The sequence below is a fragment of the Asticcacaulis biprosthecium C19 genome, from assembly GCF_000204015.1.
In the GTDB taxonomy this organism is placed as follows: domain Bacteria; phylum Pseudomonadota; class Alphaproteobacteria; order Caulobacterales; family Caulobacteraceae; genus Asticcacaulis; species Asticcacaulis biprosthecius.
Genome location: NZ_GL883077.1, coordinates 981071 through 992890 on the forward strand (window position 1 = coordinate 981071; position 11820 = coordinate 992890).

An 11820-nucleotide genomic window follows, 5' to 3' on the forward strand; every position below is an offset into this window, starting at 1 on the left:
GCAGATAGTCCCTTGATTTCGGCAATTATATCAGTGTTCTGTCATCAGCAATAGGGCGGAATTGTCAGCCTTCATCACGACACGCAGCGATAGTCTCCCTGCGTTGTTTGGCCGCCTACGGACCACCACCGTCTTCAGGTATATCCATTGCGCTTCCTAAAATGCTGGTGTTAGCTTGCAAGAATTCTTCTCGCTTCCAGAAACGGAAGGCGCTCATAGGAGGGGGTAATCTAACCCAATGATCAGAAATTTACTAACACTTGGGTGTGCGGTTCTGCTTCTCGGTTCGTGCGCAAAGTCTCCTGCAGGGAGCGCGCAACGTCCCACGATTATTGATCATGTCACGGTGCTGGATGGTCGGGGCGACCAGGCTCTCACGGATGCCCGCGTGGTGATCGTAGGTGACCGCATCGTTCGGATCGAGCAAGGTGGGCAAGGCGGGACGGCAGGTGCCGAGATTATCGACGGCAAGGGGAAATTCCTCTTGCCCGGCTTTATCGACATGCACGCGCATCTTCTTTTCCCGCGATGCCACCCAGGTCGTGCCGAGCCGCAGTTTGATCGCGGCCTGTCAGAAAAGGCCCTGTCACGACAACTGGAGTTCGGGATCACCACGGTGCGTAGTCCCGCCACCCCGACGGTTGAAGGGCTCAAGCTGCGAGATGACGTAAATGCCGGTCGTGTTCGCGGACCTCGGGCGCTGGCCTCAGCCGAACTCATCAACGATTCTGCCCTCACCGATGCGCAACTGCGCGCCGCGGTACGCGACGCGTTGCCCAACCGCCCTGACTACTTCAAGGTCTACGCCCGCTTAGGGCCGGAACAGGTCGCGACCGTGATCGACGAGGCGCACCGTCACCATATCCCGGTGATCGGTCATCTTCAAAAGACGTCTTGGGCCGCGGGTGCCCGTCTTGGTATCGACCACTTGGCGCATAGCGTGGATTGGTCGGTAGAAAGCCTGCCACCTGCAGCGCGCCCGGCCTACATGAAAGCGCTGGAAGCGCGGCCGGGATTTCGCTCACGCATCGATTGGCTGGAAGCCTTCGATCCAGGTAGCGCCGACCAGCAACAGCTGATTTCCCTCCTCGCCCGCGAGCGCATATCGGTTGACCTTACCTTGATCGCCTATGATGGTAAGTTTTCGCCGCAAGAGGATGAGAGGTATCGGAAGAACCCTTACCTCACATCCTTTCCGGAACTACGCAACGACTGGGAACAGTGCGCCGATGCGACGGCTGACTGGACCGCCGAAGACTATCGGCGATGGACCGCGGCAAGGCCGAAACTCCTGCGCTGGGTCAAGGCAATGAGCGATGGCGGTGTCCTGTTGGTCACCGGTACCGATCTGACGAACGAATGGATTACGCCAGGAGAAGGCCTGCATCAGGAGTTTGGCTTGCTGGCAGAAGCCGGCCTGACGCCGAACCAGATTTTGCGCATGACCGGCGCAAGTGCTGCGGAGGCCCTGCGCCGGGACGATATTGGCGTTGTGGAGGTCGGCAGGCGCGCCGATCTGGTGTTGCTGTCTGCCGATCCGCGCCAGAGTATAGGTAACACTCGATCCATCATGTGGGTCATGCAAGGCGGAAAAATCGTCGTTCGCGCCGCGCCGCGTCCGTAATGGGAGCGAATCTTTTTCCCAAAAGTGCATCACATTTTTTGGGATGCGTTCTGAAAGGAGCGCTTGCGACCAAACAAAAAGAGCGGGCCTTGCGACCCGCTCTTTCTATGTTCAGACAGGTGCCTGAGGGCTGGATCAGAAATCCATGCCGCCCATGCCGCCCATGCCGCCGCCGCCCATTTGGGGCTGCGAACCGGAGTCCTTCTTCGGGGCTTCCGCCACGGCCGCTTCGGTCGTGATCAGGATACCCGCGACCGAAGCCGCGTCCTGCAGAGCCGTACGCACAACCTTGGCCGGGTCGATGACGCCATCGGCAACCAGGTCGACATACTTTTCGGTCTGAGCGTTGAAGCCGAAGTTGGCGTCAGCATTGGCCAGAACCTTGTTCACGACGACCGAGCCTTCAACGCCCGAGTTTTCGGCGATCTGACGCAGCGGCGCCTGGATGGCCTTGCGGACGATGGCGATGCCGGCGTTCTGATCGGCATTGGCGCCCTTCAGATTGACGAGAGCCTTCGAAGCCTTCAGCAGCGCGGTGCCGCCGCCCGGGACGATGCCTTCTTCCACGGCCGCGCGGGTCGCGTTCAGGGCGTCGTCGACGCGGTCCTTCTTTTCCTTGACTTCGATTTCGGTCGAGCCGCCGACGCGGATGACCGCAACGCCGCCGGCCAGCTTGGCCAGACGTTCCTGCAGCTTTTCCTTGTCGTAGTCCGACGTGGTCTCTTCGATCTGCTTCTTGATCTGCGAGATGCGGGCTTCGATCTCGGACTTTTCACCAATGCCATCGACGATGGTGGTGTTTTCCTTGGTGATCGTGACCTTCTTGGCGCGGCCCAGCATGTCGAGGCCAACGGTTTCGAGCTTGATGCCCAGATCTTCGCTGATGACCTGGCCGGCGGTCAGCACGGCGATGTCTTCCAGCATGGCCTTGCGGCGGTCACCGAAGCCCGGCGCCTTGACGGCGGCGACGCGCAGGCCGCCACGCAGGCGGTTGACGACCAGGGTGGCCAGGGCTTCGCCTTCGACGTCCTCGGCGATGATCAGGAGCGGACGGCCCGACTGAACCACGGCTTCCAGGATCGGCAGCATGGGCTGCAGCGACGAGATCTTCTTGTCGAACACCAGGATGTACGGGTCTTCGAGGACCGCTTCCATCTTGTCCGGGTTGGTGATGAAGTACGGCGACAGGTAGCCGCGGTCGAACTGCATGCCTTCGACGACGTCCAGTTCGGTTTCAGCGGTCTTGGCTTCTTCGACGGTGATGACACCTTCGTTGCCGACCTTTTCCATGGCCTTGGCGATCATTTGACCGACTTCGGCATCGCCGTTGGCGGAAATGGTGCCGACCTGGGCGATTTCTTCGTTGCTGGTGACCTTCTTGGACGACAGCTTGATCTGCTCGACGACGACGGCCACGGCCTTGTCGATGCCGCGCTTCAGGTCCATCGGGTTCATGCCGGCGGCAACCGACTTGAGGCCTTCCTGGACGATGGCTTGCGCCAGAACCGTCGCAGTCGTGGTGCCGTCACCGGCCTTGTCATTGGTCTTGGACGCGACTTCGCGGATCATCTGCGCGCCCATGTTTTCGTAGCGGTCTTCGAGCTCGATTTCCTTGGCGACGGAGACGCCGTCCTTGGTCGAGCGCGGCGCACCGAACGACTTTTCGAGCACAACGTTGCGGCCCTTGGGGCCCAGGGTGACCTTCACCGCATTGGCGAGGATGTTGACGCCGCGCAGCATCTTGTCGCGCGCGTCGGAACCGAAATAAACGAGTTTGGCAGCCATTATGGATGTTCCTTTTGGTTGCTTGGATTACGATTAGCGTACGAGAACGCCGAGAATGTCGGATTCTTTCAGGATCAGCAGGTCGTCACCGTCGATCTTGACTTCGGTGCCGCCCCACTTGCCGAACAGGACGCGGTCGCCGGCCTTGACGTCCAGGGCGACTTGTTCACCCTTTTCATTGCGGGCGCCGGGGCCGACGGAGACGACTTCGCCTTCTTGGGGCTTTTCCTTGGCAGTGTCGGGGATGATGATGCCGCCCTTGGTCTTGGCTTCTTCTTCGACGCGCTTGACCAGGACTCGGTCGCCTAACGGGCGAAAGCTCATGGATATCTCTCCAGATTAAAATGGCGATGGTCTGTTAGCACTCAGCACACGCGAGTGCTAACGACTGCTGGCAGATAGTGGTGGCGTCATAGCGAGTCAAGGGCAGGGCTTGCAAAATTTTGCTGCCCCTGCGGCGAAGGCGCGCATGAATTCTTTATATGCGATGCGCTATAGTGGGGCATATTTCCATCGAGGGAGACCCGTCATGCTGTCCGACAAGGCCAAGGCCGCCGCCGCCAAAATCACGTCGCTGAACGAAGGCGATCTGAAATCACTGTCCGAATCGATCCGTCATGAGGTCGAGCACGCCACCCATGTCCTGGCCGAGCGCGCCAAGGAAGCCGAGATCAAGGTGCGTGAATTTGCCGACAATGCCGATTTCGACAAGCTGGGCCGCGACGCCCGCCGTACGGTCGAGGAACATCCGGTCCCCACGGCCCTGGTCGCCCTGGGCGTCGGCTTCGCGCTCGGCCTGCTGATCGCGGGTACGTCCCGCCGGTAAGACACTTCGAAAATCGGCGGAGTGCGTTTCGTCGTATTTAAAGCGGGTCCACAGATTACACAGATTAGAGGGATTAAGAGGCGCGTCGCGCAAAAATTCTCTCCTTAATCCCTCTAATCTGTGTAATCTGTGGATCCGCTTCCCTTAGAGGGTTCCGCTGCGCGGTGGGTTCAAGATCGGTTCAGTCAACGCGGATATCCGCAACGACCGGAAAATGATCGGATATCACCTTGCCGCTAAAGGAATCCGTCAGTACGCCATAACGCGTCACGGCTAAGCCGCGTGGCACGAAGATATGGTCGATCGCCTCGCCCTGCGTTGCCGACAGGTCAAACCCGTTGAACGTCCCCGGCGGACCAAAGTCGACCGTCGCCGCCTTGCGCGCATCTTTTAATCCCAAGGCGTCCCCCGTCAGCACGCGATACGGCGCGCTGTCGGGCCCTGAATTCATATCTCCCAGGACGATGACCAAAGCGCCGGATTCGACCACTATCCCTGCGACCTGTTTCGCGCAGTTTTCCCGCGCCACGGCGCCTTCATTGTCGAGGTGGGTGTTGCGGACATCCAGCACCTTGCCGCTTAGTCTATCGCGCAGCACCAGGCGGGTGATCGTCCGCGGCCAGGCGGCGTCCCAGCCCTTGCCCGGCCGGTCGGGTGTTGGCGAACACCACTGGTGCGACTTCGACACGGTTTCAAACCGGTCCCGCCGCCAGAACAGGGTCGTGGTCTCGCCGTTGACGCCATCATCGCGCCCCAGCCCATAATGGTCATAGCCCGGCCATTGCGCCGCCAAATAGGCCACCTGCACCGGCTGGGCCTCCTGCACGCCCAGGATATCGGGATCGGTAAAGGCGACCTGCTTCGCCAAGGCCTCGCGACGCTCGCCCCAGTTCGGCCGGTCGGCGTCATTGGCGTAGCGGATATTGTAGCTCATCACGCGCAGGGTCTGCGGCGCCGCCTCTGGCAGGGTGGCGCAGGCGGTGAGCGAAAGCAGGGCGACGGGGATATAGATTTTCATGGTCAGGCTTATACCTCAGTCTTCGCCCTTCGTCAGGTCGCCTTGAGCCGGATCATATTCCATGATGTCGCCGGGTTGACATGCCAGCAGCAGGCACAGCTTTGACAGTGTGTCAAAACGCATGCCCTTGACCTTGCCGGTGCGCAGCAGGGACATCTGGGTTTCGCTGATGCCGACCTGGGCGGCCAGGTCCTTGGCGCGGACCTTGCGCCGCGCCAGCATGATGTCGAGGGTTACGCGGACAGGCATCTAGACAAAGTCTTCCAGTTCCGTCTGCAGTTTCGCCCCGACACGTCCCAGGGCGTTCATCACCAGGCCGACCACGATCAGGACGAGGGGCAGGATGTGAATCGAAATGTCCGTTGCCTTTGGCTGGCCGCTTAGGAGAGAGACCCCATAGGGCACAAAGGTGATCGCGCATAGCCCGCCCAGGCACAGACAGGTGCCGATGCCGTTCAGCGCGCGAGCGGCGGCGGCGGAAAACGGCTTGCCGGAATCGAGTTCCTGAAATACGCGGGCAGCGGGCCACAGAGCGGCGATGTAAAACAGTGTTGGAACCTGCCCCAGCCAATAGGCCGGAGAAACCAGGGCCAGCCAGAATGGCCCCAGAAAGACGCCCGGTTCCGGTGGCAGTTCGCGGGTTATCTCCAGCAGCCTCTGGAGCACCGGGCTGACGAGCAAAACACCGGCCACGATCTGGGTCGCCACTCTGTAGCTGCGGAAATTCTGTTGTGTCATGGCGGGTTCCTTAAACGAATTGTTCCAACTCGGCCTTCAGCGCCTGGCCCTGCCTGGCCAGCAGATAAAGCACCACACCGACCAGGCCGATCGTGACGCTCTCGATTTCCGGGTTGTAGCGGACACCGCGGAAGTGCTCGCTCAGCATCGGATAGAGGGTCGGAATGACGATGATGGCCAGCAGTGCGCCGTAGACCAGGCAACTACCGGTTTCGCGCAGGCCCTTGACCATGGCCGGCCCGAAGGCGTCGCCGCGGCCGATCCGGCCGAACACGTTTGACGCCGCCCAGACGGCACAGAGATAAAAGCCCTGCGGCAACAGGGTGAGCCAGAAGAGAGACACGACCTTCATATTGGCCCAGGTGTCACCGGCGGTGAAGTCGAGCGTCTTTAGGTCACCTGACTTTTCGGAGATGAAGGCGAGCGCAAGTACGACAACCACGATCTTGATCACAATCGACAGGGCGGGCAGGGGAATTGGCAGTTTCGACACGACGAGCCTCCGGATAAAAGTTCAATTTCTTTATCTTGAAGGCATATAAATTTAAATTAGACTTAAAGTCAAGGGGCGCAAGCTCAAAGCATCAAGGTCACACCATGGGGAGCCACAAACGCCCTCCTCCCCATTTTATGGGGAGGGGAACCCCGAAGGGGGAGGGGTATCTCTACGCCGCCAATCGCTTCTCATTGACCAGATGCAGCAACTCTGCCGCCGCCCGCGCGTCGTCCAGCGCCCGGTGATGGTTCTCCAACCGTATGCCATACTCTTTCGACAAAGGCCCCAAGCCATACGAGCCATGGCCAGGATAGTATTTGCGCATCCCCGCACATGTGCACAGTTTCGGCGCATGAAACCGCCGCTCCAGCCGGCGATACTCCGACGCGATAAAGCTGTGGTCGAAATTGACATTGTGCGCCACGAAGACGGCGCCGCTTAGAAACGCCGCCAGATCATCGGCAATCTCGGCAAACTTCGGCGCCCCGGCGACCATCTCATTGGTGATGCCGGTCAGTTGCGTAATATAGCCAGGAATCCGCCGCTCCGGATTGATCAGAGACGACCACTCGGCAATGATCTTCCCGCCCCGCACCTTGACGGCGGCAATCTCGGTTACCCTGTCATTGACGGCCCGGCCGCCCGTGGTTTCGACATCGACCACGACATAGGTGGTATCCGGATCGGTGCGGTAGGCGACCTTCAGGATCGAGGCATCGAACCCGGCCTCCTGCAACAGCTTCAAACGCGCCAACTGGTGCCGGCGAATCTGGTCGCCTTCGGCCTTGATCTCGACAAAACGCACCTCGTCGGCGCGCGTTAGCATCAGGTCGGGAAAACCATCGCGCAGGGCATAGAAGTCTTTCGTTATCTCGCTGAGAATCCGATGCAGGGCCTGGGGCGGGGCCGCGCGCACGAACGACTGCATGCGGGCGCGTAAGCCGGCGTCCCAGTAGAATAACCCACTGCCGGCGCCCTCATGCCTGCGGAAAGTGCGCAACACCAGATCCTCGATCCAGCCGTCCGCCACACCCGCCAACTTATGAGCAATGGCGTCCGCGAACTTGACATGAAACGTCCGGTCCTTCAGCGCCTGGGGCACGGCGTCGAAGCCACACGACAGCGCGCCCGGACCCTCGAACAGCTCGTCCCAGAACACCAGGCCAAACAAGGCCGGCCACAAACCGTTCTCGCTATGATGGCCCGACCAACCCTCGGCTTCGAAATGGTGCATGGCGGCGGTTTCGGGGAAACCGCGATAGAGCTCGTCGACGGTTATCTCGCTCGCCCCTCGCAGCAGGTCGGTGAATACCGATGTCCTGCGCTTGCCAAATTTGCGTGCCAGGAAGTCCTGAGCAAACAAACAGGCCTCGTCGTGGTCAGGGGCCTCGAGCATCGTCTCCAGCCGCAAACGGACGTCGTTATGGTCGCCGCGCGCATACAGCAGACGGACCGTGCGTTCCTGGCTGTCGAAGGCGCTCGACAGCCCGTAAAGCGCCAGGGCCCGTTCGCCATCGCCCCGCTTTTCATGATGCTGGCCCAACTGAAACAGCAGGTCGTTGCGCAGGCCCTGGCTGAACTCGGTCGGCGTCGGCGGCAGGGCATCGAGATCGATGCGCTCCGGATGTTCGCCATGGCGCAACCGGCGCAGGGCGTCGCTGTAAACAAAGCCGGCCCGGGCCTCGTCGATCGAGTCGAACCGGGCGGTGTAGGCCTCGCGCGCCTTGATCGACACTACGCCCAGATCGCGCAGGGTAAAACTCAGCAGATTGTCGTTCAGCCGCCCGAAATAGAGATAGAGCAGGAAACCCAGCGTCTCCTTGTGACAGGGCACGACCAGCCGCGACAGTCCGAACACAGCGTCTAGTTCATCGGGCTCCAGGGCCTCGACCAGCCACCTAACCAGTTCCGGTTTCGCCCACGATGCCTTGAAGCCTTCGACACCACCCTGACGCGCTTGGGCGACAAGGTCGGTCTTGCTGAGCTCATTCAAACAGTGACGAAAATCCTCCGCTTCGGCCGGCCGGATAAACCCTGACGCCTGCAACCGCGCCAGCCCGCCATCGACTCCGCCAATCTCGGCATAGCTCAGGTCGGCCGCCGTAAACGCCTGCTTTTTACGATTGCACATGCGCACGAACAGGCACTGGGCGTCGTCATCAAGCGACGCGAACTGGTCGAGAAACGCCTTCTCGGCGTCCCCCAGAACATCGCCATACAGGCGGGCGACAAAGCCGGTCATTTCGACGAAATGATCGCGATAATAGGTCGGCGGCAGGACAAGCGTTCGGGACATGCGACGTTTGTTCTACCTTCGTTCACGTCGCGACGCAAGGCCATGCGGTATCACAACCGGGTTGAATCCTTCTTCGCGCCTTCGCGTCTTCGCGTGAATTATCTTCCTGGGTTCCGCTTCGCCGAAACTTCGCAGGATGTCTCACGCGAAGACGCGAAGACGCGAAGGGGGCCGACCGCCTATCCGGGACGGAAACCTAAACCTCATCTCCCAACCCATCACGCGGCGGGTTGCACGCCTTATTCAGATAGTCCTTCACCTCGGCATAGCCGTTGGTCCGGTCGGTCTGGCTCAACTGGCCACGCGCCGCCAACCCCTCCCAGGTTTCGCGCGTCTGCACCCAGGCCTCACAGGCCTTGTCATACTGTCCGGCATTGTAGAAATTACCGCCGCGCGTGGCCAGGGTCGTCGCCAAACCGCGCACGGCAAATGGTGCCCCGTCGGCAATCTCGATCCTTTTGCGCTGGGCGGCGATGACATCGTCGCTGACCTTTTCCGCTTCATCATACTGTTTGCGGTCGGTCAGCACCTGGGCATAGACATCGCCGACCGCCGCGACCAGCTCCAGTGCGCCGGTATCGGCCGGATCGCGTTTTTGCAGCGCCTGGGCCAGCGTAAAGGCCTCGGAAATCGTCACCTGGGCTTCAGCGTCGCGGCCGTTGGTACGGTGAACAATGGCGTTGTAGCGCAAGGCCAGGATAAGCCCGCGCGTCACCTTGGGATTTTGCGGGTCGCGGCGAACGCGCTCGCGGTTCACGGCGATGTTTTCGGCCAGGACGGCCTTGGCTTCGTCCGGTTTCTTCAGCTTGTGCCAGGCCTCGCCCAGCAGGCGCAACGAAGAACTGCGGCCGGCGAGAACGGAAAGGTCGTTGCGATACTCGGGCTTCAGGCCCGTGTAAAAGGCATCGGCACGCAGCAGCACATCCCGGGCCTTTTCGAATTCATCCTCCCACAGCCAGGAATCGCCCTCGGCCTGGATGGCCATCAAATAGGTGGCGGCCAGCTTGACGTCGGTCGTGGCGCGGTCTTTCAAGAGGGCCTGCGCTGCCAATGCCTGCTCGCGCGCTTTCGCCGAATTACTGTCATTATAGAGGTTGTTGCCCGACTGCTCGACCAACAGCCCGGCATAGGCCGCCGCCGCCTCCGCATTGTCCGGATTCTCTTCATGGACGGCTTTCAGCACCGCTTCGCCGCGCGCCAGCAATGCCGTGGCGTCCTTGTACCGGCCCAGGGTCGCATCCTGGCCGCCGCCCATTACCTGGGACAGCCGGACGAACCCTTTTCCCGCCTCGATGCGGACGCCCACCGGGGCGCTACGATCCTCAGCCAGCTTTTCGAGGTAGTCTACACCCGTCTGCGCGATTAGCACGCGCGCCTTGGTGCTGCCCGGCACGGCGCTGACCTCGTCATAGACGTCGAACAACAAGGTATTGGCCAGTTCCCGCGTTTGCGCATAGCGGGTCTCGGCCTCGGCGCGGGCCAGTTGCGCCTCGTGATTGGCGCTCAGCACCAGGCCGAACGCCGCTACCACGGCGATCGCCGCAATCCCCGCCACCGCCACACCGAAACGGTGGCGCATAATGAACTTGCCGAAGACATAGCCGCGACCGCCGGCCATCGCCGCAACAGGGTAATCTTTGCGATAGGCATCGATATCCCCCAGCAGCGCCTCGGCCGTCGCATAGCGATCACCCGGCTTGACCGCTGTCGCGCGGGCGATCACAGCTCGTATCTCCTCGTCGCCCTCCGGCACCAGCTTATCCAGCAGCCGCCCCAGAGAATAGATGTCGGCCGCGGTGGTCACCTCCGAACTGATCAGCCGCTCCGGCGCCGCAAATCCCGGCGTCAGGCTTAACTGCGCCGAGGCCAGCGAGGCCTTTGTGGTCCCCCGGGAAGCTTCATTGGCGGCTTCCGTATCCGTCAGCTTGGCAATGCCGAAGTCGATCAGCTTGACGACGCCGTCGCGCGTCACCAGCACGTTTGACGGCGTCAGATCCCGGTGCACCACCAGGCTGCGGTGGGCGCAGCCGACGGCGCGGCACATATCGCCGAACAGCGCCAAACGCCGGTCCAGTGGCGGATCCTCCGCCTCGACCCAGTGCTGCAACGGCAATCCGTCGACCCATTCCATCACGATATAGGGCGCGCCGTCCTCGGTCTCGCCGCCGTCATACAGTCGCGCGATATTGGGATGGCTGAGACTGGCCAGGGTCTGGCGCTCACGCCGGAAGCGCTCGACCAGCGACCCTGACAGCAGCCCAGCCTTGATCAACTTGATCGCCACCGTATGGGCAAAATCCCCAGTCGCGCGCTCGCCGCGATAGACCGATCCCATGCCGCCGCGCCCGATCAGTCCGGTAATGCGATAAGCGCCGATACGCTCAGGCTCACGCTCGGGTTCGACCGTATCCGTCGCACCGCCGGTCCGCAGGTTGTGCAACGTATCGGCCTGCAGCATGGCCAAAAGCCGTTCGCGCACCTTCGGTCGCCCGGCTGTGTGCTCGTCGATCCAGGCCAAACGGTCGGGTTCGGGCACATCCAGCAGGGCTTCGAAGAGCGAGATGGCTTCGCGTTCGGATCCCAGATCCGTCATTGATCGACCGGGTGCATCAGGGCATCGGTCAGCCAGGCGCGCGCGGCCAGCCACCGCCGCTTCACCGTCGCCTCGGACAAACCGGTCACCTCGGCTATGTCCTCCACCGTCATTCCGCCGAAATAGCGCATCTCCACCAGCTCCATCAGGCCTTCATCAATGGCCTTCAGACGGATTAGCGCGGATTCCAGCGATTTCAGGTCAAGCCTTTGTCCGCCTTCGACCTGGGTCGTCAGTTCGACCTTGTGATGTTTGCGTTTGTCGGTGGCCTTCAGACGGGCATGGTCGACCAGGATGTTGCGCATCAGTCGTGACGCCAAAGCGATCAGGTGGGCGCGGTTGTCGCCTTCGATGCGCTCGACCTGCATCAGCCGCAGCACGGCGTCGTTGATCAGGTCGCCGGTCGACAGGGACGAATTGTACTCCCGCCGCAGCCGCGCGGCG

At 61.4% G+C, this 11820-nt stretch carries 11 protein-coding genes; 2 read left to right on the forward strand and 9 right to left on the reverse strand.

Translation table 11 applies throughout. The features are described 5' to 3' along the window. Positions 1 to 388 precede the first annotated feature (388 nt). Positions 389 to 1624 carry an amidohydrolase family protein gene (locus tag ABI_RS05035; protein WP_006271771.1) on the forward strand — a complete coding sequence of 412 codons (1236 nt, stop codon included), beginning with the start codon at positions 389 to 391 and terminating at the stop codon, positions 1622 to 1624. A 135-nt stretch (positions 1625 to 1759) separates the two neighbouring features. On the opposite strand, the gene groL is transcribed toward ABI_RS05035, so the two are convergent. After that, the gene (gene groL, locus ABI_RS05040) at positions 1760 to 3409 is read right to left on the reverse strand and encodes a chaperonin GroEL (protein ID WP_006271772.1); all 1650 of its coding nucleotides are present in this window, start codon (positions 3407 to 3409) and stop codon (positions 1760 to 1762) included. 33 nt (positions 3410 to 3442) lie between these two features. After that, positions 3443 to 3733: a co-chaperone GroES gene (groES, locus tag ABI_RS05045; RefSeq protein ID WP_006271773.1), complete on the reverse strand. Its 291-nt coding sequence runs from the start codon at positions 3731 to 3733 to the stop codon at positions 3443 to 3445. A 205-nt stretch (positions 3734 to 3938) separates the two neighbouring features. Between groES and ABI_RS05050 the strand changes: the two genes are divergently transcribed. Further along, entirely contained in the window at positions 3939 to 4235 is a 297-nt protein-coding gene (locus tag ABI_RS05050; RefSeq protein WP_006271774.1) for a DUF883 C-terminal domain-containing protein, read from the forward strand. A gap of 181 nt (positions 4236 to 4416) precedes the next feature. On the opposite strand, the gene ABI_RS05055 is transcribed toward ABI_RS05050, so the two are convergent. The 7 genes from ABI_RS05055 to ABI_RS05085 form a co-directional block, all read right to left on the reverse strand. Then, complete coding sequence (locus ABI_RS05055) at positions 4417 to 5253, reverse strand: endonuclease/exonuclease/phosphatase family protein (RefSeq protein ID WP_006271775.1); 837 nt, start codon at positions 5251 to 5253, stop codon at positions 4417 to 4419. Between the two features lie 15 nt (positions 5254 to 5268). Beyond that, entirely contained in the window at positions 5269 to 5502 is a 234-nt protein-coding gene (locus ABI_RS05060; RefSeq protein WP_006271776.1) for a helix-turn-helix domain-containing protein, read from the reverse strand. Further along, positions 5503 to 5991, reverse strand: coding sequence for a DUF2975 domain-containing protein (locus tag ABI_RS05065; protein WP_040308596.1), 489 nt, complete (start codon positions 5989 to 5991; stop codon positions 5503 to 5505). A 10-nt stretch (positions 5992 to 6001) separates the two neighbouring features. Further along, positions 6002 to 6484: a DUF2975 domain-containing protein gene (locus tag ABI_RS05070; RefSeq protein ID WP_006271778.1), complete on the reverse strand. Its 483-nt coding sequence runs from the start codon at positions 6482 to 6484 to the stop codon at positions 6002 to 6004. 172 nt (positions 6485 to 6656) lie between these two features. Beyond that, on the reverse strand, positions 6657 to 8783 hold the full coding sequence (locus tag ABI_RS05075; RefSeq protein WP_006271779.1) for an exonuclease domain-containing protein: 2127 nt from the start codon (positions 8781 to 8783) through the stop codon (positions 6657 to 6659). Between the two features lie 196 nt (positions 8784 to 8979). After that, positions 8980 to 11376, reverse strand: coding sequence for a serine/threonine protein kinase (locus ABI_RS05080; RefSeq protein WP_006271780.1), 2397 nt, complete (start codon positions 11374 to 11376; stop codon positions 8980 to 8982). After that, positions 11373 to 11820: ECF-type sigma factor (locus tag ABI_RS05085; RefSeq protein WP_050808199.1), on the reverse strand; the 448-nt coding region annotated here is incomplete at its 5' end. The genes ABI_RS05080 and ABI_RS05085, both read right to left, overlap by 4 nt.

Bases quoted from the DNA above. Each gene is read 5' to 3' on its own strand.
- groL (WP_006271772.1), bottom strand. From the start codon at position 3,409: ATGGCTGCCAAACTCGTTTATTTCGGTTCCGACGCGCGCGACAAGATG.
- groES (WP_006271773.1), bottom strand. From the start codon at position 3,733: ATGAGCTTTCGCCCGTTAGGCGACCGAGTCCTGGTCAAGCGCGTCGAA.
- ABI_RS05050 (WP_006271774.1), top strand. From the start codon at position 3,939: ATGCTGTCCGACAAGGCCAAGGCCGCCGCCGCCAAAATCACGTCGCTG.
- ABI_RS05055 (WP_006271775.1), bottom strand. From the start codon at position 5,253: ATGAAAATCTATATCCCCGTCGCCCTGCTTTCGCTCACCGCCTGCGCC.
- ABI_RS05060 (WP_006271776.1), bottom strand. From the start codon at position 5,502: ATGCCTGTCCGCGTAACCCTCGACATCATGCTGGCGCGGCGCAAGGTC.
- ABI_RS05065 (WP_040308596.1), bottom strand. From the start codon at position 5,991: ATGACACAACAGAATTTCCGCAGCTACAGAGTGGCGACCCAGATCGTG.
- ABI_RS05075 (WP_006271779.1), bottom strand. From the start codon at position 8,783: ATGTCCCGAACGCTTGTCCTGCCGCCGACCTATTATCGCGATCATTTC.
- ABI_RS05080 (WP_006271780.1), bottom strand. From the start codon at position 11,376: ATGACGGATCTGGGATCCGAACGCGAAGCCATCTCGCTCTTCGAAGCC.